This is a genomic window from Streptosporangium sandarakinum, assembly GCF_013409935.1.
Lineage (GTDB): Bacteria > Actinomycetota > Actinomycetes > Streptosporangiales > Streptosporangiaceae > Streptosporangium > Streptosporangium nondiastaticum.
The window spans coordinates 690,546-714,655 of sequence record NZ_JACCCO010000001.1 but is presented as its reverse complement, the minus strand read 5'-3'; the positions used below and the strand labels follow the sequence as shown (position 1 = coordinate 714,655).

The window sequence follows — 24,110 nt, the reverse complement described above, 5'->3', positions numbered from 1 at the left end:
GGGGTTCAGGCGCGCAGCGCGGCGAGGGCGATGTCGAGCTGCTCGATCAGGTTCGACTGGTCACCGTACGTCTTGGCGCGCAGTGCGGCGCCCTCGAAGGAGTCGATGAGGAAGGCCGCGAGCGTCCTGGCCGGTCGGGTCGCGGTGATCTCGCCGGCCGCCTGGCCCGCCTCGATCACGTCGGCCACGGCGTCGGTCCAGGCGTCGAGGACCTCGCGGACGGCCACGTGGACCTGGTCTCCCGCGCTGGCGCACTCGCCGGCGAAGGTGCCGAGGAGGCAGCCGAACTCCACCCCGGTGGCGCGGGTCCGCCCGGCCTGGGTGAGGAAGTGCTCGCGCAGCCGCTCCAGGGAGGACCCGCCGCCCCGGAGCATCGAGTGGTCGGTGCCGTGGGCGTAACGCCGCACGATCTCCGCGGCGAGCGCCTGCTTGCTCTCGAAGTGGTTGTAGAACGACCCCTTGGGCACGCCCGCGGCGCCGGTGATGTCCTGCACGCTCGCGCCGTTGAACCCCTGGCGGCGGAAGACGTCCTCGGCGCTCTCGATCAGCTTGTTCTTCACGCTTGGTCGCGGCATGGCTTCAATGTGACCGTTCGTCTTAAGCGTGTCAAGGGTTCGGCGGCGCCGCTTGAACGGCGTGCGCACGCTGCCACGGGCGCCTTGGCGGCCCTTGCCGGCGAAGGTCATCACGTCTGCGCTGGTCAGCCCATCGATGATGCCGTGGATTCGGGTGGCGGTGAGGTCGTGCGCTGAGCCCGGCAGCGCCGGTGAGGCCCACACGAGCCGACCGGCGGCGTCGGCGATGACCTGCGCGTCCACGCCATGCCGCTTGTGCTTGCCGGAGCAGTACGGCCGCCGGTCTGCCACGCGGTCGATCGGGATCAGCGTGCCGTCCAGGATCGCGTACCCCAGGCGTTGGATGCGCGGCATTGCGATGGTCGGATCCTCGGTGACCGCTGCGAGCAGCACGATCGATTCTTGTACATACCGCCGGGCGGTAGCAGCACCGGCGTCGAATCCGGCGGCGAGCCGGGTGGAGGTGCCACCGTTGCGCAGGCGGGCCAGGGCGAGCAGCGCCTGCCGGCCCGGGCCGAGACGCCGCCACCGAGATCGATGCTGGTTGCGGTGCGCCCGGATGAGGTCGGCGAGGTGGTTCAGGGTGCGGCTGGACAGCGGGATCGCGGAGGGGTGAGACGGCACGGGCGAGACTCCCGGCCGGGGCGTCGAATCCTGGTCGACCGCTGTCTTGCCTGGAGCCTCGCCCTCATCGGTCTCCAGGCTCGCCACACCCATCCTGAGCTGCAAGACCAGTTTGGAAAAGCCTCAAGATGGTCGGCCTCGGCAAGCAGAAAGAGGTTGGCCGCACGCTGGTCAAGCTTCAACCGCAGCTCGGCGAGGGCGTGATGAAGCGCGTCTCCCGGAAGGAAGCCAGGGGCAGGGCGACCATCAGCGTCTTCGAGACGGCAAGGAGCAGCTCTATGGCCGAGTTGGAAAGGGTTTATCTTCTCGGGCATGGATCATCGGGGAGAGTTTCGTCGGGCAGCGCTTGAGCTGGGCATCCCGGACGACGAGATCAGCAGGTTCAGCCGGCACCTTCGTTTGGCGATCGGATTGTCCGGGGGCGGCGACGGTTCTCCGGTTGGGCACATCGGTGGGTTGCCCCGGCTGCCGGTGGGCATGAAGTGGCCGTCCGCCGGGGACATTCCGTTGCCGTTGCTCCTTTCCGTCGATTGCGGGGCGCTGCCGAGGGTCGACGGCTTCGACCTGCCGGCGGACGGGACGCTGCTCTTCTTCGTTCACCGAGAGATGGACTTCGGCGAATCGCGGGCCGGTCCGGGGCAGTACGCGCGAGTCGTGTATGTACCGGACGGCACCGAAACCGCGGTCGCGGAACCCCCCAGCTCCACGTGTGTCGGCGAGCGGATCGACGTCTGCGCCGAGCTCAGAGCCGATCTACCCCTTTGGCTCGAGGAGGGCGACGAGGACTGGCACGAGTTCTGGGAGGATCTCGAGTGGGACGACATGTCACCCTTCCAGCAGCAGTTGGCCCGGTACATGGAGCGTGAACTGCCGCACCTGGACGAACTTCGGTCTCTGGCCTACGGCCTCTGGTCGTCCGGCGCCCACCTCGTCATCGGCGGGTACGCCGATGACGAGGCGACGGTCGGCAGCATCACGGCGAAGACCCTCGCGAAGGGAGAATGGTTTTCCTGGCTGGACGAGGACGCGCTCCAACCGGCGAGCGAATGGATACCGCTCGCCAATGAAGGACGGGTCTACACGGAGTACTACACGAAATTTATGATCCGCCACGACGACCTGGCCGCCGCTCGGTGGGACAAGGCGCTCACCGTGACCAATTTCGAGGCCCCGTGACCAGGTTCGACGCACCTCTGCCCCGAGGGGCGAAGGCTGTTCACAGGCGTCCGCGCCAATGGTCACGACCGGGCCGGTCCGCGGCGATGCGGTCGATGGGCAGGAGGGTGCCGTCGAGGATCACGAGTGCCTTCGCCGCGGCAGTCCGTGTCGCGTCGGCCAGCGTGGGTGCGAGGCCGGCCAAGAGCTCGACGGCCTCGGTCGCATATCGGTAGGCGGTCGTGGCGCCGACTCCGAATCCGGCTATGAGCTGGGCATATGTTTGTCCATGCGTAGGTGGGCGAGGGCCGGCAGGGCCTGGCGACCGGCGCTCAGCCGTCGCCGGCAAGAGCCGATCACACGGCGGTGCTGCCGCAGGCGGGCGGGCAGGAAGCGCAAGGCGGAGCTGGACACGTCGACGCCGGACGGGTAGACAAGCATGCGAAGCCTCCGGTGGAGACGGTTCTCTTGGTCGAAAACCCATCTACCAGGGGCTTCGCCTCGTTGTCGGCCCAACAGCCGATCTCCCGCCGCAAGTTGGAAAAGGCTCGATGTGATCGATCATCTTGAAAAGGGCGGGATCAGGCGTGCCGGAGACGCTTCACGCCGTCCCGCGACCGGCTGGCCGACCGGATCCGCCGCCACCTGCCGGCCCGTACGGCCTACCGGATCGTGCGCTGGAAGAACGTGCTGTTCTCGATGGCCGTCTACCGGCTCAGCCGCCGCCGGCCGAAGCTGATGAAGGCCGTCCTGCGCCGGGGCGCGGCGGCCGCGCTGCCCGCCGGCTTCGACGTCGACACCCACTTCGCGCCGTCCTACGACCCGTGGGACCAGCGGCTGTGCGCCGTACCCGACGGCGACCTGTTCCGCGCCGTCCGGGAGGGCCGGGCCGACGTCGTCACCGACCACATCGAGCGCCTCACCCCCGACGGTGTCGCGCTCCGCTCCGGCCGGCACCTTCCCGCCGTCGTCGTCGTGACCGCGACCGGGCTCAACCTCCTGGCGATCGGAGGCATGCGCCTGAGCGTCGACGGCCGGGACGTCGAACTGCCGGAGACCCTCGCCTACAAGGGCATGATGCTGTCGGGCGTGCCGAACTTCTCCCTCACCGTCGGCTACACCAACGCCTCCTGGACGCTCAAGGCCGACCTGGTCGCACACTACGTGTGCCGGCTGCTCAGGCACATGGACGCGCACGAACACCGGGCCGTCACCCCCCGTCGCCCCCGACCTGAGGGAGCGGGACGGCCTCGCACCGCTGATCGAACTGAAGTCCGGGTACGTGCTGCGAAGCGCCGGGCTGCTGCCCAGACAGGGCCCCGCGGCGCCGTGGCGGCTGTACCAGAACTACCTCCGCGACGTGCGCCTGATGCGGGGCGGGGCGGGCCGGTGACCGACGGCGTCCGCTTCACCGGGGCCACCCGTCCCGCCCATCGCCTTCCCACCACCGAGAAATGAGGTTCACCACTGTGCGCACCATGCTCGCCGGACGGCTCCACCTGTCCACCGGCCCCCGGACGTTCGCGGTGGAGGAGGTCCCCGTTCCCGTCCCCGGACCGGGGGAGGTGCTGGTCGAGGTCAGGGCGGCGGGGGTCTGCCTGTCCGACGTCCACCTGATCGACGGCAGCCTCAGGCCCCTGCGCCTCTCCGACGCGGTCACCCTCGGCCACGAGGTCGCCGGGGTCGTCCACAGTCTCGGCCCGGACGTCGCCGGGGACTGGGCCCCCGGTGCGCGCGTCACCCTGCAGGCCGGGCAGTCCTGCGGCCGGTGCGCCGAATGCCTGCGCCGCCGCCCGTGCCGCCTGCCGCTCACCCGGGGCGTGGACTACGACGGGGGCTGGGCCCAGTACGCGCTCGCCCGCGACGACACGCTCGTCCCGATCCCCGACACGCTGCCGTTCGACCAGGCCGCCATCATCCCCGACGCGGTCTCCACCCCCTACGCCGCCGTCGTGCAGACCGGGCAGGTCCGCCCGGCCCAGGCCGTCGGCGTCTGGGGCGCGGGCGGCCTGGGCGCGCACGGGGTCCGGATCGCCCGGATGGCCGGGGCGGCGCCCGTCATCGCCGTCGACCCGCTGCCGGGCGCCCGCGAACGAGCGCTCGCCTTCGGCGCCGACGTCGCCCTCGACCCCGCCGACCCCGGCTTCGCCGCCGCGGTGAAGGAGGCCACCGGCGGGCGCGGCCTGGAGGCCGCGTTCGACTTCGCCGGCGTCCCGGCGGTCCGTGAGCAGGCCGCCGCCGTTCTGGCCCCCGGCGGGGTCCTCGTCCTGGCCGGGCTCACCCCGCAACCGCTCACCGTCACCGACGGCACGCGGTTCAGCTACCGCCAGAACCAGATCCGCGGCCACTACGGCTCCTCGCCCGAGCACGTCGAGCAGCTCGTACGGCTGGCCGCCACCGGCCGCCTCGACCTGGCCCCCTCCATCACCGACCACGTCCCGCTGGCCGACGCGGCCGACGCCGTCGCCCGGCTGGAGAACAAGACGGGCGACCCGATCCGCCTCATCCTCGTGCCGTAGCCGCGGCGTGCCGGAGGACGCGGCGGCCGGCCGTACGGTGTCGTGCGGCCTGCCGTACGGTGTCGTGCGGCAGGGCGAACGGTGCCGGGCGGTGCCGCGCCGCAGGCCGTACGGTCCTGCGCCGCAGGCCGGGCGGTGCCGTGCGGCGCCGCCATGTGCGGAGCCTCACATTTGGAGATCGACAGCCTGGGTATCCTGCGCTCATCGGTGAGGCGCCGCGGGACGAGCCGCGTCGGCGGTGGCCTCCTCATGGGAGGTGAGCGATGTCCGGCGGTGGAGACGCGGGTGCCGGGAACACCATGCGGGCGATGGCGTACGACGCCTACGGCGGCACCGAGGTCCTCGCCCCGGCACGCCTGCCGCGTCCCAAGGTCGGGCCCGGCGAGGTCCTGGTGCGCGTGCGCTGCGCCGCGGTCAACCCGGTCGACTGGAAGCTCATGTCCGGCGGACTCGACGCCCTGATGGACACCGTCTTCCCCGTCGTCCCCGGATGGGACGTCGCCGGCGTCGTCGAGCAGGTGGGCATCGACACCCCCGAGTTCGCGGTGGGCGACGAGGTCTTCGCCTACGCCCGCAAGGACTACGTCCACGGCGGCACCTTCGCCGAGCTGGTCACCGTGCCCGTGCGCGCGCTCGCCCGCAAGCCCGCCTCGCTGACCTGGGAGGAGGCCGCCGGGCTGCCGCTCGCCGGTCTCACCGCCTACCAGCTGCTGACCCGGCTCGGCACCGGCGGGGGCGACACCGTGCTGATCCACAACGCCGCGGGAGGCGTCGGCTCGCTGGGCGTGCAGATCGCGGTCGCCCTGGGCGCCCGCGTGATCGGCACGACCTCCCCGGCGAACCATGACCGGCTGCGCGCCCTGGGGGCCGAGCCGGTGGCGTACGGCGAGGGCCTGGCCGAGCGGGTCCGCTCCCTCGCCCCGGAGGGCGTCGACGTGGTCGCGGACTTCGTGGGCGGAGTCCTGGACGACACCCTGGCGGTGCTCGCCGAGGGCGGCCGACACGCCTCGATCGCGGACGACTCCGTCGTCGCCGCCGGCGGACAGTGGATGTGGGTGCGCCCCAGCGGCCCCGACCTGGCCACCCTCGGGGAGCTCGCCGACGCGGGGAGGCTCACCGTGCCGGTGGCGCGCACGTTCGCCCTGGAGGAGCTGGGCGAGGCGTTCGAGCTGAGCCGGTCCGGCCACGTCCACGGCAAGCTCGTCGTGAGGGTCTGACGGGAGAGCAGGGGAGAGCGGGGGTCTTGACGGGAGAGGGCGGGGGAGCGCGGGCGTGACGGGGGCGGCCCGCCGCCTCCCCGGCCGTCCATCGGCCGTTCCCTTTCCGCCGGGACGCGGATGGGTTCCGCCGGGACGCGGACGGGACGGCGGACGCCGTACGGCCTGTTTTCGGAATGGTCATATATCCGGAGATTGCCGCGGTGGTAAGTGATGCGCGCCGCTCCCGGTGGAAACCGAAGAGCCTCACGTCGCGGGAGAAAACCCGGATCATAATGCCCGCCTGAACGGTTCCGCCGATTCGGGAGATCGGCGAAATCCGTCGGTGATCTTTACGAGTCGGTAGGTTGGAATTAATCTTGTCGCCGGAGTTGCCGCATTCCACGGACCGAGCCGGAGCCCAGGCCCCCATGACTCACCCATCGCCCAGCCCGTCCCCGCTGGCCGCTCCCGCTCCGGCGTCCGGTTCCCCCGCGGTGCCCGGGACCGCCTCCACGCCCAGCCCTTCCCCGCTGCCCAGCCCGTCGGGCGGGCCGCAGGCGTCCCCGGCCGCCTCCCGGCCGGGCGACGTCCGGACGTCGCCCCACCCGCAGCCCACCCAGCCTCCGCCCGGGGTGAACGGCGAGTACTCCGGGATCGACCCCGCGGCGATGGACGACTTCGAGCGGGGCCTCGGCCGTGCCGAGGACACGCTCGGCCGGAACGAACCGCTCATCCGCCGCGCCCTGGAACGGCTCGACCTGGACACCTCGGGGCTGAGCGCCCTGCGTGAGACACGGAGCTGGATCGAAACCGGCCGGCCCGACCTGCGGCGCCGGAGCGAGACGATCCGCAAGGAGCAGACCGGTTGGGGGGCATCACCCGGCGACGTCCCGGCCGGGCCCGTCGCCTTCGACGAGGCCCTGTACGGCAAAGCCGCCCGCGACCCGGACGTCTACGCCGCGACCACCAGGCTGGCCGAGGCCGCGAGGAGCGGTGAGATCGACGGGAAGGCCCTGGCTGAGCTGGAGAAACGTACCGGGGACGCGACGTTCGCCGCGGCGTTGATGAACGCGTTGGGCGCGACCCGCTTCCGCAGGCTGATGACGGACACCGTGGGACCGGGGCGGGAGGATGACAAGCGGGCGAAACGGCTACAGACGGCTCTCGGCAGGACACTCGGCACGGCCGGTTCGAAGCTCGGCGAGGCGTGGTACGACGAGCTCACCTCCGACCTCGACCCCGCGGAGAAGGCCGGCTACACCGACTGGAAGAGGGGCTACGCGACCGTGCTGGCGCTCAAGCACGGCACCTTCGGCAGCGCCTTCCTGCTGACGATCGCGAAGAGGATCGACGCATGCGACCGGCAGGCGCCCCTGCACCCGAACGTCATGGCGGACCTCATGGGCGCGCTCGGCCGTGACCCGGCGGCGGCCCAGGACTTCTTCGCGAGCGACCCCTCCGCGCTGAAGCACTACCTGACCGAGCGTTCCCTGGGCGACGGCGGCGAGGCGCTGGGCAAGGCGCTGGAAGCCGCCACCCTCACCTTCCGCGACCACGACGGCTCGCCGGACAGGCCCTCACGCGGCTACCTGTCGGCCAAGCTGGCCTCGGAGTTCGTCCACCTGGAAGCCGAACGGATCGCGAACGGCGGCGACTCGTTCGTGAAACCGGTGAGCACGGGGCGGATCCTGGCGGGGTACGTCGGTGACATCGATCATTCGGCCAGGAAAGGGGGCGACGCCGTTGTGCCGGGAGTCCGGGGAGCTGACTATCCCTACTTGCCGGGACAGGACCCTTGGAGCGCTCAGTTCGAAAAGGAGGAGTTACACCGGGTGATGAAAGAGGCATTTGTAGATCCCGGCGCCTTCGCTCCCGTTCTGGCAGCCCAAACCGCGTTCACCGGCCTGCTTCTCAATCATGGTGCCGCGGAGATGTCCAAAGGGCGCGGCAACTCGGCGCTTCTGGCAGACGCCAAACGGATCGGAAGCGGATTCGGGATGATCACCGACGCGGCGGGCCTGGCCAAAATCGAAGAAGGCAAGGAACTGGACGAGGCACAGACTCGCAACATGAAGGTGCTCACAGCGGTGGTCAACACCGGGTTGGCCATCCCGCAGAAGGCCGCGTGGCCGATCGGAGCCGGGGTCATCGGGGCGTGGACGGGACTGCTTGAAGACAGCCTCAAGGGCGACGCAGAGGACAGGGCCCGTGGTGACGCCAATGCCGCTGTCGACCGAACCCGGGTTCTCCTGCACGACCTCACTGCTCAGGCGATGCTCAAACACGGCCTTTTCGGCTCGGCTGAACCTCCGGACAAGACCCATCCCTGGGCTTCCCTGGAAGGGATGCGGCGCGGCGAAGACCCCCGGAAGAACCCTAACAATTTCCTTGAAGACGACGGTCGGACGCTCATGCCCATGGACAAGTTGGTCGACGAAAAAGCCGCCGGAGGACCTGATGATCGACGTCTTGAAGCCTATGAACGATGGCTTTATGGCGGGTTGTCAGGTAAACCGTGGCAGGATGTTGAAGATCCCCTGGACCAGGGATTCACCAATGGCTTCGCCCGGCATGGAGCATGATGCGAAAGTCGTTCGCCGCTGTGGCGGTGCTGTCATGTACCCTGGTTATGTCCACGGCATGTCAGGCCGGGCCGGGTGAGTCTGGTGCGGTGGGCCGTACTCCTTTGCCTGGAGTGGCATCCCCGCCGTACATCTGTGAGCATATTCCTCTCAAGGCGGTGGAGTTGATGACCGGTGTGCGAAACCCGTTGGTCCGTGGTTATTTCGACCTGGCGGCGGCGGAGGGCCTCGGTATCGGCAGTTGCGCAGTTTACCAGCGGAGTGGTGAGCGCCTGAAGGTGCTGTTGATAGATCTTACGCCGGGAGGGTACCCGGAGGAGGTCGAAGAACAGCTTGAGGACGGTGCCTCGCCCTTGCCGGAGATCGTTCCTGGTTCCATCGGCTACTATTTCAAATCCGTGCACAGTACGAGCAACGCTGCTTATGCCATGCTTGTCCGGGGAAAAGCCGAGATCAGCATCCAGTTGGACATAGGCGTCGAAGGGCGGGACAACGCCGCGGATGTGCTCGCCCTCATGAAGCTCATCGCGCCGAAGCTCATCACCGACGCCAGCGCCCCCTCCGCGAAGACCGCGTCCACGGCGTCCCCCTCTCCGAAGAGCAAGGACTCCGCCTCCCCGAAGGGAGACTGACCGGGCCATGGCCGAGATGGTGCCCAACCCGCTCCACGAGGCGCTGGGGGAGACCCTGCGGACGGTCGAGCCGCTGGTCCGGGAGATCGAGAGCGGTCTCGACGTACCCTGCCGGGAGTTCCACTCCGGCAAGGTGTGGACCGGACCGGTCGCCAAGCGGTTCGACGCCGAGCTCGCCTCCCGCCACGCCCGTGTCCGCGACTCGGGGGACAGGATCCTGGCCGACCTCCGCCAGGCCATGGCCCGCACGCCGCGCCAGGTGACCGAGGAGGAGGCGCGGGCGATCAGGAGCAGATACGGCCTGCCCTGAGAACTGCGTCACCCGCCGTCCGGGCAGTTCGCGCGGAGTCCGGACAGGGCGTCCTTGAACTCCCGGGCGTGCCTCAGCTTGTCGCGGGCGATCTCGGAGAACCGCTCCGCCGCCGCCCGGTCTCCGGCCGCCGCGGCCTGGCGGGCGTAGCCGGGGTACGTGTCGGTTCCCTCGGCGGTCTCCCCGGCGGCCGACTCGCACAGGTTGGCCGCGGTGGAGCGGACCAGCCCGGCGAGCCGCGCCTCCTCGGCGAAGTGCTCGGTGAGCTCGACCTGCGCGGCGTGCTCGAACAGCATGGCCAGCCTGGGGCGGCCGTTCGCCCGGGCGTGCTCGGCGTACAGGCCGTACCTGGCGTGGGCGAGCGCCTCGCCGCGCATCGCGGCCCGCAGGTCCTCCAGCGTCCGCGACGACACCTGGGGCGATCCCTCCGGAACACTCACCGACCGGGCCACCGGGCCTACGGGGACGGACGCCCCGGACGACGGGTACTCCAGGGCCCGCAGCGCCCGGGCGGACCGGGCGCGGTGGCCGGCCTCGTCCTCGGCGATCTCGGAGAAGAGCCTGGCCGCGTTCCGGTCGCCGGCGGCCCGGGCCTGGGCGGCGAATCCCGGGTACATCGCCTTGGCCTCGTAGGACGCTCCCGAGATGGCGGCGCGCAGGTTGGCGGCGTCATCGCCGGCGAGCCCGGCGAGCCTCGCCTGCTCGGCGAGGTGCTCGCGTAGCTCGACGCGGGCGACGCGCTCGTACAGGGCCTGGACGTCCGGCAGGTTCTCCCGGCAGGCCTGCGCGGCGTAGGCGCGGTACTTCGCGTAGGCGAACGCCGTGCCCTGTATCGCCTTCATCAGGTCGGCCCGGGTCGGGGACGAGACGCCGCCCGCTCCGGGGCCGCCGCCGTCCCCGAGGTCACCGCCGTCCTCGGGACCGCCGCCGTCGGGGCCGCCGTCCCCGGGGTCATCGCCCGCCGCCGCGCCGGTGACCGGCCCGGCCGGCAGCGCCGCGGCCCCGGTGGCCGCCCCGGTCAGCAGCGCCGCCGCACCGAGAACGGCGATCCCGGCCGTCCGCCATGCCCGAACCCGTTCTCTCATGTGACACCCTTCGTCGAGTCTTCGGCGCGAGGGCGGACGGGTCGATTTCCGCCGGGCGGCCGGGCGGTCCGGTTCCGCGCCGCCACCAGGTTTATTTACCCTATGTGCTTAATAAGTCACCGAAAGTGAAGAAAGGGGTTTTTGGGGCGTGCACAGTCCTCCCGGGAGGACGGCGCGGGAGCGTTGACCGCCGGAACGGGCGATCATTAGTGTGATGGCCTGACGCCCGCCGAGCCTCGGGGAGCCGCCCGTGACCGTGCACGAGGCCCGCATCGGCCGCTACTACGAGGACTTCGTGGTCGGGGACGTCTACCAGCACCCGCTCGGCCGCACGATCACCGAGGCCGACAACACGTGGTTCAGCCTCCTGACGATGAACACCAACCAGAACCACTTCAACGCCCACTTCGCCGAGCGCGCCCCCTACGGCAGGATCATCGCCAACTCCGGGTTCACCGTGGCCGTCGTGCTCGGTCTGTCGGTCATCGACGTGAGCCAGACGGCGATCATGAACCTCGGATGGGAGGAGATCAAGCTCAGCCACCCCGTCTTCGTCGGCGACACGGTCTACGCCGAGTCGGTCGTCCTGGGCAAGCGCGAGTCGGCCTCCCGCCCCTACGCCGGCATCGTCACCTGCCGCACCCGCGGGCTCAACCAGGACGGTGACGAGATCATGTCGTGGCGGCGGACCGTCATGGTCTACAGGCGCGACGCGCCGCACGACAAGGGCTACTTCCCGCAGGCCAGGAACGGGCCGCTGGCTTAGATCCCCTCCCGAGGAGCGACATGGACTTCGAGCTGACCGAGGAGCAGCGGGCGTTCCGCGAGACGCTGCGCGCGTTCGTGGACAGGGAGATCGTGCCGGTCGCCGCGGAGTGGGAGCGCTCCGGCCGCTATCCCACCGAGATCGTCGAGACGATGAAGCGGATGGGCCTGTTCGGGCTCTCGGTCCCCGAGGAGTACGGCGGGCTGGCGGCGGACATGGTCTCCTTCGCCCTGGTGTTCGAGGAGATCGCCCGCGGCTGGATGGGGGTGGCGGGCACGATCGGCTCGCACTCCCTGGCCTGCTCGATGATCGCCCGGTACGGCACCGCGGAGCAGAAGGACGCCTACCTGCCGGACCTGGCCACCGGGGCCCGCCGTACCGGGATCGCGCTGACCGAGCCGGGCGCCGGGACCGACCTGCAGGGCATCACCACGACCGCCCGCCGCGAGGGCGACCACTACGTGGTGCGCGGCGCCAAGACCTGGATCACCAACGCCCGCCACGCCGACCCGCTGCCGGTGCTGGTGAAGACGTCCCGGACCGAGCCGGCGCACCGGGGCATGTCGGTGCTGCTGGTGGACGCCTCCGCGGAGGGCTTCACCGTCGGCCGGGACCTGCCCAAGCTCGGCTACAAGGGGACCGAGTCGTGCGAGGTCGTGCTGGACGACGTGCGGGTGCCGGCCGCGAACCTCCTGGGCGGCGTCGAGGGGCGCGGCATGCAGCAGGTGCTGTCGGGGCTGGAGCTCGGCCGGATCAACATCGCGGCCCGCGCGGTCGGTGTCGCCCAGGCCGCCTACGACGCCGCACTGGACTACTCCCGGCAGCGCGCCGCCTTCGGGCGGCCGATCGCCGACTTCCAGGCGATCCAGCTCAAGCTGGCCGACATGGCCACCGAGATCCAGGCCGCCCGGCTGCTCACCTACTGGGCCGCCACCCGCGCCGACGCGGGGGAGCGGATCGACATGGAGGCGGGCATGGCCAAGTACTTCGCCTCCGAGGTCGCGATCAGGGCGTCGCTGGAGTCGATGCGCGTCCACGGCGGGTACGGCTACTCCCCGGAGTTCGTGGTCGAGCGGCTCTACCGCGACGCGCCGATGATGGCGATCGGCGAGGGCACCAACGACGTCCAGCGTATGGTCATCGCCCGCGCCCTGATCTCCGGCAAGGGCAGGCTGGGCTGGTGAGGGCGGGCCCTCAGCGGGGGCGGAGCAGACTGGCGATGCTCCTCAGCTCGGGCCCCTCCGCCCCCGGGCCGGGCAGGGCCGCGTAGGACCAGATCAGGTGGCGCACGTGCGGCCGGGTGCCCGGGGAGACCAGGGCGAGCGCCCGGTCCTGTAGCTCCCGGTCCCGGATGGTGCCCCGCTCGAAATGCTGGCGCAGGTGCTCGTAGGCGGTCGCGACGGTGAACGTCTCGACGAAGACGTTCGGATCCTCCATGTCGCGGAACAGGCCCCACATGGTCGCCCCGGTGCGGCGCCGGGCCTGGCCGACCGGCCGCATCGCCGCCGCGAACGCCGCGGCGTTCTCCGGCGGGACGCACCATTCGATGACGATCAGCACCGGCCCCTCGTGGCTGGCCAGGTCGCTGGGCGGCTCGGGGAAGTGGCGTGCCTGACGCATGTCGAGGTGGGCCGTCGGCAGCGGCACCCGCCGCAGTCCGATGGGCGTGCTGAGCACCAGCACGGCGGCCGGCAGGAGGAACGCCACGGCCAGGCCGGCGCGGCCGGCCAGCGCGCCCCACACCAGCGCGCCGATCGCCTGGCCGCCCATGAACGCCAGCTGGTAGTAGGCCAGCGCCCGGGCCCGCGTCCACTCCGGCAGCAGCAGCAGGGACGAGGCACCCAGCGTCGACAGGACGGCGATCCACGTCATGCCCGACAGGAACAGGGCGGCGATGACGACGGCGAGGTTCCCCGCGGTGCCGATCACCGCCATCATCACGGCGTAGCTCACCGTGGCGGAGGCGACGATCGTGTTCCGCCCCAGCCGCCCGCCGAACCTGGGCAGCGTGAACGCGCCCGCGATGGCGCCGAGGCCGACGGCGCCCAGCAGCGTGCCGTACCCGCCGGCGCCCAGGCCGAGCGGGCCGCGGGCCAGGGCGGGCAGCAGGGCCCACATGCCGCTGGCGAAGAAGGCGAAGGTCACCGTGCACGCCAGCACGGCTCCGAACGACGGGGCGCTGCGGACGTAGCGGGCGCCGGCACGGATCGCGTCGTGGATGTACTCCGCGCCCAGCGGGCGGTGGTCGGGCGGGCGGCGCCAGGCGAAGAGGACCGCGATGACGCCCAGGAAGGACGCGGCGTTGAGGGCGAACGTCGCGGCCGGGCCGGAGAGGGCGATGAGCACGCCGCCGAGCGCGGGCCCCACGGCCCGGGCCAGGTTGCCGTTGGCCCCGTTGAGCAGTGCCGCCTGGGGGATCTCCTCCCGGCCGACCAGCTCGGGCTGGATGGCCTGGAAGGCCGGGGTGGAGAACGCCTGGCCGACGGCCATCAGCGCGCTGAGGCCGAGCAGGAGCGCCTGCGTGGTGACACCGGTGGCGGTCAGCGCCGCGAGCGCGGCGGCACCGGTGAAGGTGATCACCTGGCTGACCAGCAGCAGGTGGCGCCGGTCGAGGATGTCGCCCAGCGCCCCCGCCGGGACGACCAGCAGGAAGACCGGCAGTGTGGTGGCGGTCTGCACGAGGGCGATGGAGAAGGCGCCGCCGCCGAGGTCGCCCATGAGCCACTGCGCGCCCACGATCTGCATCCACGTGCCGGTGTTCGCCACGAGCTGGGCGATCCACAGCGCGCGGAACAGACGGCGGCGCAGCGGGGCCCACAGCGAGCCGGGCCGGCCCTGGTCCGGCGTCCCCGGCGGCCCGGGGCCCGCTCCGTTCTCCGCCTCCCCGGTTCCCAAACGTCGTTTCCGATCTCAGACGGCCCGGACCGGGACGCGCGACGTGCGGCGGTCGAGCTGGTCGAGGAAGTACTCCGCCGTCGTGGCGGCCATGGCGCGCAGGGCCGGGATACGGGCTTTGATCCGCTCGGTGTGCGCCGGCCGCTCGTCCCACACCCGGTCGACCTCGGCCAGCAGCGGGCCGGCGGCCTCCCTGACCACGCCCCGCAGGGCCGGCGAGCCGATCCGCTGGGCGAAGTCGAAGACCTTCCCGGCGTACGGCAGCGGCAACAGCGGGACGCCCCGCATCGCGGCGAAGATCAGGAAGTGCAGCCGCATGCCGACCGCGAGGTCCAGGTGCCGGGTCAGACCGAGGATCTGCCGCGGCCGGTAGTCGCCGTGCAGCACCCGGCAGCGGGCGGCGGCGTTCATGTGGGACACCACGGCGTGGGAGTGCCGGATGTCGTCGCGTTCCATCGGCACGAAGACGACGTCGGCGTCGAGCCGGTTGACCAGGAAGTCCCCGAGGTGCGCGAGCAGCTCGTGGTATCCCTGCACGTCGAGGTGCTCGGCGGCGCAGCCGGGCTCGCGCACGTTCATTCCGACGAGCCGCGTGCCCTCCCGGATGCCCTCGGCGCGCAGCATGTCCCGGCCGAACGGCTCGGGTTCGAGCAGCAGGGCGGGGTCCGCGGTGACGATGATCGGGGACATCACGCCGGCCTCCTCCAGCGCCAGCCGGGACTCCTCGTCGCGGACGGTGACGGTGACGGCGGACGCCAGGATGTCCCGCGCCATCGTGCAGTCGGTGCGGGTGGTGAGCGGCCCGGCTCCCAGGGCGTAGGTGAAGACGGGGACGGCCCGCTCCAGGGCGAGCTGGGCCACCCGCAGGTAGCGGCGGGCCTCGGTGTCGTAGAGGATTCCGCCGCCGCCGAGGAGCAGCATGTCCAGGCGGGCGACGACCTGCGAGACGGGTTCGCGGCTCATCCCCTCCCATCCCGTCACCTCGACGTCCGGGTAGTGGGCGCGAGTGTGGTCGGGGCAGCGGGAGAAGACCAGGGCGTTCGCGTCGGGGCGCTCCCGCCGGATGCCGTCGAGGATGCTGGTCAGGATGGCCTCGTCCCCGAGGTTGCGGCCGCCGTACGAACCGAGTATGCCCACGGTCGGCCCCAGAGTTTTATTCATATTTATCCCTCCTTTCGTCATTTATGGGCATTTGTCCGCCTTGAAAGTCAGTACCCCTGCGGAAGAACCGCTACGCCCTGCGGGAGGAGATCCTTGACCGATCCGGGGAGGGCGTTTCCGGACCGGAGGGTGGCGTCCCCGGGCAGCGGACGTGACGGGGAGCCGGGCCGACGCCGGAACGGCGCCCGGCGACGGGGGACGGAGGCCCCTGGGGCAGGGGCGGTCACGCCGCCGGCGTCCACCGCCGCGTGGCCCGGCCGGGGGACGAAGAGTAGTAATTTCATCCCATGCGACTGGGCGTTCTCGACATCGGTTCCAACACGGTGCACCTGCTGGTGATGGACGCCCACCGGGGCGCCAGGCCGCTGCCCGCCTACTCCCACAAGGAGGAGCTGCGGCTCGCCGAGCACATGGAGGACGGCGAGCGGCTTTCGGAGGCCGGGGCCGAGCGGCTGCTCAAGTGCGTCGAGCACGCCGTACGGATCGCCGAGGACAAGGGCGTCGAGGACCTCATGGCCTTCGCGACCTCCGCGGTCCGGGAGGCCGCCAACGGCGAGAAGGTCCTCGAACGGGTCAGGGCCGCCACCGGGGTGGGCATCGAGGTGTTGTCCGGCCAGGACGAGGCGAGGCTGACGTTCCTGGCGGTGCGGCGCTGGTTCGGCTGGTCCTCCGGGCGGCTGCTGGTGCTGGACATCGGCGGCGGGTCGCTGGAGATCGCCTCGGGGCTCGACGAGCAGCCGGACGTCGCGGTGTCGCTGCCGCTGGGCGCCGGGCGGCTCACCCGCGGCCGGTTCACCGCCGACCCGCCCCCGCCCGCCGAGGCGCGGGAGCTGCGCCGGCACGTGCGGGCGGAGATCGCCCGGACCGTGGCCGCCGTCACCCGGTACGGCCGGCCCGACCACGCGGTGGCCACCTCCAAGACCTTCCGCCAGCTCGCGAGGATCGCCGGGGCGGCGGCCTCCACCGAGGGGTTCGGCGTCCGCCGGGTGCTCAGGCACGCCGACCTGGTGGAGTGGGCCGGCCGGCTGGTCACGATGAGCGCGCGCGAGCGGGCGGCGCTGCCCGGGGTCTCCGAGGGGCGGGCGCCGCAGCTTCCGGCGGGGGCGATCGTCGCCGACGCCGCGATGGACCTCCTGGAGGTCGATGAGCTGGAGGTCTGCCCGTGGGCGCTGCGCGAGGGCGTCATCCTCCGGCGGCTGGACGCCATGCCGGAAAGTTGAGGGCGAAGTTTACCATCCTTTGAACCGGTAAGAGCGCATGAGTATGAACAGCGCTCAGGCAGAGGTGGAAGGCGCCGCGCACAGGGCGGCGAACAGTCGGACGTTGGAGAGGCTGACCCGGCTCGGACTTGCCTGCCGTGGCGTCCTCTACGGACTGATCGGATTCCTGGCCCTGCAGATCGCCTTCGACGGCGGCAGCAAGGGCAAGGAGGCCGACAAGACCGGCGCGATCGAGATGGTGGCCGAGCAGCCCTTCGGCACGGTGCTGCTCTGGCTGATGGTGGCCGGCTTCGCCGCGCTGACCATCTGGCAGCTGTCGGAGGCCGTCATCGGCCGCGGCCGGACCAAGGACCGCGTCGAGTCGGTGGCGCGCACGGTCGTCTACGGGCTCATCGTGGCGGCGCTGCTCAACACGCTGCTGCGGGGAGACCCGGGGAGCTCCACCGACGAGAGCTCCCATGACCTCACCGCCAAGGCGATGGGCCTGCCCGGCGGGCAGTTCCTGGTCGGCCTGGCGGGGCTCGGGGTGATCGCGCTCGGCGCGTACTGGATCCACCGGGGATGGAAGAAGAAGTTCCTCAAGGACATGCGCACCGGCGAGATGCCGCCGAAGGTGCGGAACCTGGCCGACAAGCTCGGCATGGCCGGCTACATCGCCCGAGGCGTGATCGCGGCGATCGCCGGGGTCTTCGTCATCCAGGCCGCGGTCACCTACGACCCGGACAAGGCCAAGGGCATCGACGCGACGCTGCGCGCGCTGGCCGACGCCCCCGCGGGCCCGTGGCTGCTCGCCCTCATCGCGATCGGCCTGATCCTCTTCGCGGTCTACTGCTTCTTCGAGGCGCGCTGGCACCGGGTGTAGGGCACCGGGCGCGCGAACGGCGTTTTCCCGCGAGGCCGCATCCGTTCTCCCTGGGACGGGTGCGGCCTTCTGATGTCCGGGAGGCGGTCATGCAGGCGGCGGCCCTCCTGGCAAGCCCGACCTGGCTATCCGGCGAGCGATCGGATTCCTACTTTTGTGAGACATCTCCCTCTTCGGGCGTCGCGTCCTCTCAGTGCGCGGACCACCTCGGAGGGGGCCAGATGGACGTCTCATCGGAGTACGACGGCGGCGAATGGGTTCTCCGCCTGGCGGGTTCTCCCGACCAGGTGGTGCAGGCACGCCGGCTGGTGTCGGTCACGCTCGGGCGCGACCACCCGCTCCACGACGACTGCGTGCTGCTGACCAGCGAGATCGCCACCAACGCGATCGTCCACTCCCGGTCGGGGAACGGCGGGGCGTTCACCGTCACCGTCGCCTGCTCCGCCTCGGGCGTGCGGGTCACCGTCCAGGACGAGGGCTCCTCCACGGCGCCCTGCGTGTGCCGCGCCCCGGCCGACGCCACCGGCGGCCGCGGCCTGCCGCTGGTGGAGGCGCTGGCGCACCGCTGGGGCCTGGTACGGGAGCCCGGCTCCAACCGGGTCTGGTTCGAGCTCGTGCTGGAGCCGGCCGCGGTGCCCGGGCCCCGGCTGGCCGGCGTCCGCTGACCGCCGGGCCGCCCGGCGGGAGACGCGGGCGGCCGGCCCGCCCGGTCCTCAGACGAGCAGCCGGCACAGCCCCTCGGCCAGGGCCCTGGTGGTCAGCCGGGTCCGGCTCTCGCAGCCCAGCTTGGCGAAGATGTGCTCCAGGTGGGTGGTGACGGTGCGGACGCTCAGCACCAGCGCCGCCGCGATCTGCGGGTTGGAGTCGCCGAGCGCGACCCGGGTGATCACCTCGATCTCCCGCGCGGTCAGCTCGTACGGCAGCGCGCACGGCCGCTCGGCGATCACCGCCCCCTGGAGGGCGCCGTGCGGCCCGACCCCGGCGCGCAGCAGCCGCACCTCGCGCCAGCATCCGGTGGCGTCGAGCCAGAGACCCCGCCGGTTGAGCTCGCGCGAGTCGATGAACTCCCGGGCGAGCCCGGCCATGGCGGGCTCGGCGGCGACGGCCGCCGAGTGCGGGGCGCCGGCGACGTCCCGGCGGTCGCCGTTGCGGTCGAACGCCGCCGCGTGGAAGCCCGGCGGCACGCCGACCGGGTTGACCACGCAGCGGCTCAGGTCGGTGACGTGGGCCAGGACGGGGGAGACGGCGCCGATCAGCGTGCCGGTCCCGGAGGGGAAGGCGCCGGGGGCGCGGGCGTTCAGGTGGAGCAGGCCGGTGTAGCGGCCGTCTCCGTCCCCCTCCGTCAGGAACAGGGGGGCGGTCAGCCCGGAACGCCAGCCGTACGGTTCCAGGTGGCGGCGGAAGTAGCGCTCGGTGCCGGGGGCGCCCATGGGCAGCGGCACCCGCAGGTCCCTGGCCCGCCGGTAGGGGGCGAGCCGGGCGTACTCCTCGGCGGCGTCGTCGTCCACCCGGGTGTAGCCGTCGGAGAACAGGCTGCGGTGCCGGTCGGTCGCGGGATCGTAGGCGACGAACTCGTAGGCGTCCAGGGGGACGACCTCGCGCAGGGCGCGCATCGCGCCGGCCGCGCCACCGCGCCCGGCGATCTGGAAGCCCACCTCGGTGAACGCGTGGAGGTGGCGCGGGCTCAGGGTGATCTGGTCCATGTCTCCTCCACGCACAGACTGCCGCAAACCAACCCGAATAGGAAGTACGTAAGTTATCTGATGCGTCTTCTGTGACCCTTTGAGCCGTTCCTGTCGCGCGCCGGGGTGTTCCCCGGCGCGCGGCAGGCGGTGCCACCGGCGCGCGGCCGGGCGGTCAGGCGGCCAGGAGGCGGTCCAGGACCCGGACGCCGAACTCCAGGCCCTCGACGGGGACGCGCTCGTCCACGCCGTGGAACATGCCGTAGTAGTCGAGCTCGGGGGAGAGCATCAGGGGCGCGAAGCCGTACCCCCTGATGCCGATGTCGGCGAAGGACTTGGCGTCCGTGCCGCCGGACATCACGTACGGCACCGGCCGCGCCGCCGGGTCCTCGGCGACGAGCGCGTCGCACAGCCGGTCGAAGAACGGCGCGTCCAGCGGCGCGGAGGGGGCGTCCTCGAAGCTGACGAACTCGCGGGTGACCTTCGGGCCGAGCAGCCGGTCGATCGTCTCCAGGAACTCCTCCCGGTATCCGGGCAGGAACCGGCCGTCCACGTGCGCGGTCGCGGTGCCGGGGATCACGTTGACCTTGTAGCCGGCCTCCAGCATGGTCGGGTTCGCCGAGTTGCGGATCTGCGCCGAGAACAGCGCGCCGACCGAGCCCAGCCGCTCGGCCTCCTCCTCCAGCCGGTCGAGGTCGATCGGCTCGCCCAGGACGTCGCCCAGCTCGTTCAGCAGCGCCGCCACTCCCGGGGTGAGCCGTACCGGCCAGCGGTAGGCGGCGATCCTGGACAGCGCGTGGCACAGCTCGGCCACGGCGTTGTCCTTGGGCGGCTTGGAACCGTGGCCCGCGACGCCGGTCGCGGTGAGCCTCATCCACGCGGTGCCGCGCTCGCCCACCGCGACCGGGTAGATCCGCGCTCCGGAGGGGGCCTGGACGCTGTAGCCGCCGGACTCGCTGATCGCCTCGGTGCAGCCCTCGAACAGGTCCCGGTGCCTGGTGGCCGCGTACCGCGCGCCGTACTCGCCGGTGGCCTCCTCGTCGGCGAGGAAGGCGAGCACGAGGTCCCGCTTCGGCCGCACGCCGCGCCGGGCCCAGTCGCGGACCAGGGCGAGCGTCATGGAGACCGTGCCCTTCATGTCCACCGCGCCCCGGCCCCAGACGCAGCCGTCGGCGACCTCGCCGGAGAACGGGTGGACCCGCCAGTCGGCCGGCTCGGCCGGGACGACGTCCAGGTGGCCGTGGATCAGCAGGGCCTCGGGCGAGTCGCCCGGGATGCGGGCGACCACGCTGGTGCGGCGCTCGGCCGACTCGAACACCACCGGCTCGATGCCGGCGTCGGTCAGCAGCTCGGCGACGTGCTCGGCCGCCGGTCGCTCACCGGAACCGGGGTTGGTGGTGTCGAACCTGATCAGGTCCGAGCAGATCTGGGCGACCTCGTTCATCGAAAAACTCCCCCGAAAGTGGATTATTGGTGCATACCCTTAAGTGCCAGGGGCGGCACCTCGGGCGTCGGGAAGCCGAAGATCAGGCCGTAGAAGGCCAGCTCCGCCTCCAGGGCGGCGACGATCGTCTCCTCCCGGCGCCAGCCGTGCTGCTCGCCGGGGAAGGTGATGTACGCCCACGGCGTGCCCGCGCGGTCCAGCGCCGCGACGAACCGCTCGGCCTGGACCGGGTCGACGATCGCGTCCTCCAGGCCGTGCATGAGCAGCGCCGGGCCGGAGGCGCGATCGGCGTGCAGCGTGGGGGAGCGGTCCAGGTAGCGCTGCCGGGTCTCGGGCAGCGGGCCGATCAGCCCGTCGAGGTAGCGCGACTCGAAGTCGTGGGTCTCGGCCGCCCAGCCCTCCGGATCGGTGATCGCGTAGTGGGCCACCGCGCCCCGGAACACCGTGCTGTGCACCAGCGCGGCCACCGACGTCCAGCCGCCCGCGCTGCCGCCCCGGATCGCGATCCGCCCGGCGTCCGCCCGCCCGGCGGCGACCAGGCCGCGCGCCACCGTCTCGCAGTCGCGCACGTCCACCACGCCCCACTCGCCGCGCAGCCGCTCGCGGTAGGCGCGGCCGTACCCGGTGGAGCCGCCGTAGTTCACGTCGGCCACGCCGATGCCCCGGCTGGTGAAGTAGGCGATCTCCAGGTCCAGGACCATGGTGCTCGCGCCGGTCGGGCCGCCGTGCACGAAGATCACGTAGGGGGCGGGGCCGGCGACGCCGCGCGGCGGGTAGACGTGCGCGTGCACGCCGTCGAACGTCACCGCCTCCGGCTCCGGCAGCACCTCGCGCGGCGGCAGCTCCTTGCGGGCCGACAGCACCTCGTGCCCGCCGGTCCGCAGGTCCACCCGGAAGACCTCGAACGGCGTGTACGGCGAGGCCGCCACGCCCGCCACCACGTCGCCCGCGGCCGAGACGGTGGGGTTCCAGTAGGTCGGCGGCGCCTCGACGTCCTCGATCCGCCCGGTCTCCGGGTCCAGCACGCCCAGGCGGCGGCGGGCCGGGGTGCCGTGCAGCAGGACGATCCGGTCGCCCGCGAGCGCGAAGCAGGTGTTGCCCAGCCGCCACGGCGCGTCGCCGCACTCCTCGGCGAGCGGGGCGAGGTTACGGGGCTCCCCGCCGTCCAGCGGCACCAGGTGCAGGTTCCACCAGCCGTCGCGGTCGGTCAGCGCGTACAGCGCGCCGTCGTCACGCCACTCGGCCTGGATCACCGACTCCTCGGGCCCGCCCGCCACGACCCGGTACGGTCCGGCCGCGCCGGCGGCGTCCAGCGGGGCCACGCACAGCTCGGTGCCGTCCCACGGCATGTTCGGGTGGTCCCAGCCGATCCAGGCGACGTGCGTCCCGCCGGGGGACAGGCGCGGGCCGGCCAGGAAGTGCTGGGCGGCGGCGATCACCCGCACCGGGCCGCCGTCCAGCGGGACCGCCACCAGGTCGCGGCGGGGCCCGGCGGCGAATCCGGGCGCGGACCCGGAACCGTCTGCGGCTCCGGCGGCGGGCGCGGACCCGGACGCGGGGTCCGCGCCGGACCCGGCGGGGTGCGTCTCGCGCACCGCCCACACCTCGGCGCGGCCCGGCGGCAGGTACAGGTCGCCGTATCGGGCACCGTCGTCGGGGGTCAGCGGCACGGGGACCGCGTCCGGCGCGGTGTCCCGGACGGTGTCGGGCGCGGCGCCCGGGACACCGGCCGGAGCGGACGAGACGACGGCGTCGCCGGTGGCGTCCAGGGCGGGGGAGGCGGCGCCGGCCGCGGCGGGCCTCCCGCCGTACCGGTAGATCCGCTGGTCGGACCAGTTGGTGAACACCACGCCGCCGTCCGGCAGCGGACGCCAGGAGCGCCCGCCGTACTCGATGAGGCGGTTGCGGGAGTTCCAGCCCTGGGGGATCGCGTCACGCGGCACGCCGTCCGGGCCGCGCCGGACCACGCACCTGCGCCCGCCCTCGTGCGGGCGCGGCTCGTCCCACCACACCTCCTCCCCGCAGATCTCGACCCAGAGGGGACGGTCGTCCACCCGGGCCACGTCGACGGGGCGGATGGGAGAGTCGTTCAGCATGATCACCAGTTGCCGTCGGAAGGGGGCAGGGAGAAGCCGGGCGGGTGGATCACGTGCGCGACCCCCCCGCTGCCGGACGAGCGGAGCCAGACGTCGCCGAACGCGGCCCGCGGGTAGACCCGGCGCACCTCGTGGTCACCGGGCGCGGCGGGATCGTTGACGATCACGTCACCGTCCGCGGTGAAGCCGACGACGACCATGATGTGACCGCCGGTGGAGTAGCCGGAGCCGGGCAGCTCGTGCTCCCGGAACGACTGCGAGGTGATGACCGGGACCCCCGCGCGGACCAGGCGCTCCAGCTCGGTGAGCGAGCGCAGCCGGGTGACGAACCCGGCGAGGCCGTAGCGGCCGGCGTAGGCGACGCCGAACGGCCAGTTGCCGGTGCCCTGGTAGCCGTGGTCGTACATGCCGCGGGCGGCGTGGTCCACGGCCGGGCACGGGTCGTCCGGCGGGACCCAGCCCAGCTCGGCGGCGGAGGGGCCGCGACCCCAGTAGGCGACCACCATGCTCGTCGAGGCGGGGGCGCACCAGTTGGCGCCGCCGCCGTCCCACTGCGGGAAGTGCCCGGCGTGGACCTTCTGCGACCGGCACGGCACGTCCAGCTCCACGTGCCCGGCGGGCCCGCACCCGGCGGGGTCTTGGCGGCCGGCGTCCGGATGGGCGGCGCCGACGCGGGGGTCCGTGCGGACGGCGTCCGGGGGAGCGGCGTCCGCCGACGCCGTCCCGGCCGTCGGCGCCGAGGCCATCACCGCGGCCCCGTGGACCCGCGCGCCCGAGCCGTACAGGGTGAACCTGAGCCTGAAGGCCGTCACCGGGCGGGCCGCCACGTAGGTGTCCACGGCGACGTCGCCGTGCTCGTCGCCCTGCCCGGGCAGGGAGGTGCGGTGGACGTCGCCGTCCTCCTCGGCCCAGCGGCCCATCACGTACCAGCGGGTCAGGTCACCCGACGCGGTGCGGGCCCGCAGCCCGACCTCGATCCACGACCCCGGCGGGGCGCTCGCCGTCCACGACGGCACCAGCTCGGCCGCGGGGAAGCCGAGCGGCGTCTCCTCACCGGTCCAGCGGGCGTACTTCCAGGTCGTGACGGCGTCGCCGAACGGGTCGCGGTAGTCGGCCAGCCCGATCTCCTGGGGCTCCACGTCCGCCCACCGGTGCAGGGCGACGCGGCGCGCGCCGACGGATGAGGACGTGGTCACGCCGTCCAGTGTTGCCGCTGGGGCGGGTGCGGCGCATCGGATGGTTTACGTATCGCCGGGCCCGTGCCCGGCCCGCGTGCGTTTCGAGCCGGCTTCCAGGGGTTCCT

General features: G+C 72.3%; 21 protein-coding genes and 2 pseudogenes. 12 read left to right on the top strand and 11 right to left on the bottom strand.

All coding sequences use genetic code 11. The features are described 5' to 3' along the window. Nucleotides 1-5 precede the first annotated feature (5 nt). Together HDA43_RS34680 and HDA43_RS34675 are read right to left on the bottom strand one after the other, a co-directional pair. The gene (locus HDA43_RS34680; protein WP_514133234.1) at nt 6-644 is read right to left on the bottom strand and encodes a TetR/AcrR family transcriptional regulator; all 639 of its coding nucleotides are present in this window, start codon (nt 642-644) and stop codon (nt 6-8) included. Further along, a pseudogene (locus HDA43_RS34675) lies at nt 618-1,199 on the bottom strand (transposase family protein); the annotation flags it as partial. The pseudogene HDA43_RS34675 and the gene HDA43_RS34680, both read right to left, overlap by 27 nt. A gap of 312 nt (nt 1,200-1,511) precedes the next feature. Between HDA43_RS34675 and HDA43_RS03170 the strand changes: the two are divergent. Then, nucleotides 1,512-2,375 (top strand): DUF1963 domain-containing protein, encoded by an 864-nt coding sequence (locus HDA43_RS03170; RefSeq protein ID WP_179818219.1) that lies wholly within the window; start codon nt 1,512-1,514, stop codon nt 2,373-2,375. Nucleotides 2,376-2,445: 70 nt separating this feature from the next. Here the strand turns inward: HDA43_RS03170 and HDA43_RS03165 are convergent. Next, a pseudogene (locus tag HDA43_RS03165) lies at nt 2,446-2,795 on the bottom strand (transposase family protein); the annotation flags it as partial. Nucleotides 2,796-3,026: 231 nt separating this feature from the next. Here HDA43_RS03165 and HDA43_RS03160 point away from each other — a divergent pair. From HDA43_RS03160 to HDA43_RS03150, 3 genes are all read left to right on the top strand, one after another. Further along, nucleotides 3,027-3,812 carry an NAD(P)/FAD-dependent oxidoreductase gene (locus tag HDA43_RS03160; protein ID WP_179818218.1) on the top strand — a complete coding sequence of 262 codons (786 nt, stop codon included), beginning with the start codon at nt 3,027-3,029 and terminating at the stop codon, nt 3,810-3,812. After that, entirely contained in the window at nt 3,809-4,873 is a 1,065-nt protein-coding gene (locus HDA43_RS03155; RefSeq protein WP_218911577.1) for a zinc-binding dehydrogenase, read from the top strand. The genes HDA43_RS03160 and HDA43_RS03155 overlap by 4 nt, the downstream gene beginning before the upstream one ends. A 299-nt stretch (nt 4,874-5,172) precedes the next feature. Continuing rightward, nucleotides 5,173-6,090 (top strand): NADP-dependent oxidoreductase, encoded by a 918-nt coding sequence (locus tag HDA43_RS03150; protein WP_179822689.1) that lies wholly within the window; start codon nt 5,173-5,175, stop codon nt 6,088-6,090. A 415-nt stretch (nt 6,091-6,505) separates the two neighbouring features. Here the strand turns inward: HDA43_RS03150 and HDA43_RS03145 are convergent, their stop codons facing one another. After that, the gene (locus HDA43_RS03145) at nt 6,506-6,688 is read right to left on the bottom strand and encodes a hypothetical protein (protein ID WP_179818217.1); all 183 of its coding nucleotides are present in this window, start codon (nt 6,686-6,688) and stop codon (nt 6,506-6,508) included. Nucleotides 6,689-6,704: 16 nt separating this feature from the next. Between HDA43_RS03145 and HDA43_RS03140 the strand changes: the two genes are divergently transcribed. The 3 genes from HDA43_RS03140 to HDA43_RS03130 all read left to right on the top strand — a co-directional run bounded on the left by HDA43_RS03140 (nt 6,705) and on the right by HDA43_RS03130 (nt 9,596). Continuing rightward, a complete protein-coding gene (locus HDA43_RS03140; RefSeq protein ID WP_179818216.1) occupies nt 6,705-8,654 on the top strand; it encodes a hypothetical protein in 1,950 nt (649 codons plus the stop codon). A 158-nt stretch (nt 8,655-8,812) separates the two neighbouring features. Next, nucleotides 8,813-9,286, top strand: a complete 474-nt coding sequence (locus HDA43_RS03135; RefSeq protein WP_179818215.1) for a hypothetical protein — start codon at nt 8,813-8,815, stop codon at nt 9,284-9,286. Between the two features lie 7 nt (nt 9,287-9,293). Then, complete coding sequence (locus tag HDA43_RS03130) at nt 9,294-9,596, top strand: hypothetical protein (RefSeq protein ID WP_179818214.1); 303 nt, start codon at nt 9,294-9,296, stop codon at nt 9,594-9,596. A gap of 8 nt (nt 9,597-9,604) precedes the next feature. On the opposite strand, the gene HDA43_RS03125 is transcribed toward HDA43_RS03130, so the two are convergent. Next, the gene (locus HDA43_RS03125; RefSeq protein ID WP_218911576.1) at nt 9,605-10,681 is read right to left on the bottom strand and encodes a ferritin family protein; all 1,077 of its coding nucleotides are present in this window, start codon (nt 10,679-10,681) and stop codon (nt 9,605-9,607) included. 250 nt (nt 10,682-10,931) lie between these two features. On the opposite strand from HDA43_RS03125, the gene HDA43_RS03120 reads away from it, so the two are divergent. Continuing rightward, the gene (locus tag HDA43_RS03120) at nt 10,932-11,447 is read left to right on the top strand and encodes a MaoC family dehydratase (protein WP_179818213.1); all 516 of its coding nucleotides are present in this window, start codon (nt 10,932-10,934) and stop codon (nt 11,445-11,447) included. A gap of 20 nt (nt 11,448-11,467) precedes the next feature. Beyond that, the gene (locus HDA43_RS03115; RefSeq protein WP_179818212.1) at nt 11,468-12,631 is read left to right on the top strand and encodes an acyl-CoA dehydrogenase family protein; all 1,164 of its coding nucleotides are present in this window, start codon (nt 11,468-11,470) and stop codon (nt 12,629-12,631) included. 10 nt (nt 12,632-12,641) lie between these two features. Here the strand turns inward: HDA43_RS03115 and HDA43_RS03110 are convergent, their stop codons facing one another. Together HDA43_RS03110 and HDA43_RS03105 are read right to left on the bottom strand one after the other, a co-directional pair. Beyond that, entirely contained in the window at nt 12,642-14,342 is a 1,701-nt protein-coding gene (locus HDA43_RS03110; protein ID WP_246423895.1) for an MFS transporter, read from the bottom strand. 15 nt (nt 14,343-14,357) lie between these two features. Then, entirely contained in the window at nt 14,358-15,503 is a 1,146-nt protein-coding gene (locus tag HDA43_RS03105) for a polysaccharide pyruvyl transferase family protein (RefSeq protein WP_179818211.1), read from the bottom strand. Nucleotides 15,504-15,790: 287 nt separating this feature from the next. On the opposite strand from HDA43_RS03105, the gene HDA43_RS03100 reads away from it, so the two are divergent. The 3 genes from HDA43_RS03100 to HDA43_RS03090 all read left to right on the top strand — a co-directional run bounded on the left by HDA43_RS03100 (nt 15,791) and on the right by HDA43_RS03090 (nt 18,250). After that, nucleotides 15,791-16,723 carry a Ppx/GppA phosphatase family protein gene (locus tag HDA43_RS03100; RefSeq protein WP_179818210.1) on the top strand — a complete coding sequence of 311 codons (933 nt, stop codon included), beginning with the start codon at nt 15,791-15,793 and terminating at the stop codon, nt 16,721-16,723. Between the two features lie 103 nt (nt 16,724-16,826). Continuing rightward, nucleotides 16,827-17,585: a DUF1206 domain-containing protein gene (locus tag HDA43_RS03095; protein ID WP_246423894.1), complete on the top strand. Its 759-nt coding sequence runs from the start codon at nt 16,827-16,829 to the stop codon at nt 17,583-17,585. 221 nt (nt 17,586-17,806) lie between these two features. Beyond that, nucleotides 17,807-18,250 carry an ATP-binding protein gene (locus HDA43_RS03090; RefSeq protein ID WP_179818208.1) on the top strand — a complete coding sequence of 148 codons (444 nt, stop codon included), beginning with the start codon at nt 17,807-17,809 and terminating at the stop codon, nt 18,248-18,250. A gap of 48 nt (nt 18,251-18,298) precedes the next feature. On the opposite strand, the gene HDA43_RS03085 is transcribed toward HDA43_RS03090, so the two are convergent. The 4 genes from HDA43_RS03085 to HDA43_RS03070 all read right to left on the bottom strand — a co-directional run bounded on the left by HDA43_RS03085 (nt 18,299) and on the right by HDA43_RS03070 (nt 24,003). Beyond that, entirely contained in the window at nt 18,299-19,288 is a 990-nt protein-coding gene (locus HDA43_RS03085) for a helix-turn-helix transcriptional regulator (RefSeq protein ID WP_179818207.1), read from the bottom strand. Nucleotides 19,289-19,442: 154 nt separating this feature from the next. Next, entirely contained in the window at nt 19,443-20,711 is a 1,269-nt protein-coding gene (locus tag HDA43_RS03080) for a M20/M25/M40 family metallo-hydrolase (protein WP_179818206.1), read from the bottom strand. 23 nt (nt 20,712-20,734) lie between these two features. Continuing rightward, entirely contained in the window at nt 20,735-22,807 is a 2,073-nt protein-coding gene (locus HDA43_RS03075; protein ID WP_179818205.1) for a S9 family peptidase, read from the bottom strand. A 2-nt stretch (nt 22,808-22,809) separates the two neighbouring features. Beyond that, nucleotides 22,810-24,003 carry a C39 family peptidase gene (locus HDA43_RS03070; RefSeq protein WP_312872940.1) on the bottom strand — a complete coding sequence of 398 codons (1,194 nt, stop codon included), beginning with the start codon at nt 24,001-24,003 and terminating at the stop codon, nt 22,810-22,812. Nucleotides 24,004-24,110 lie beyond the last annotated feature (107 nt).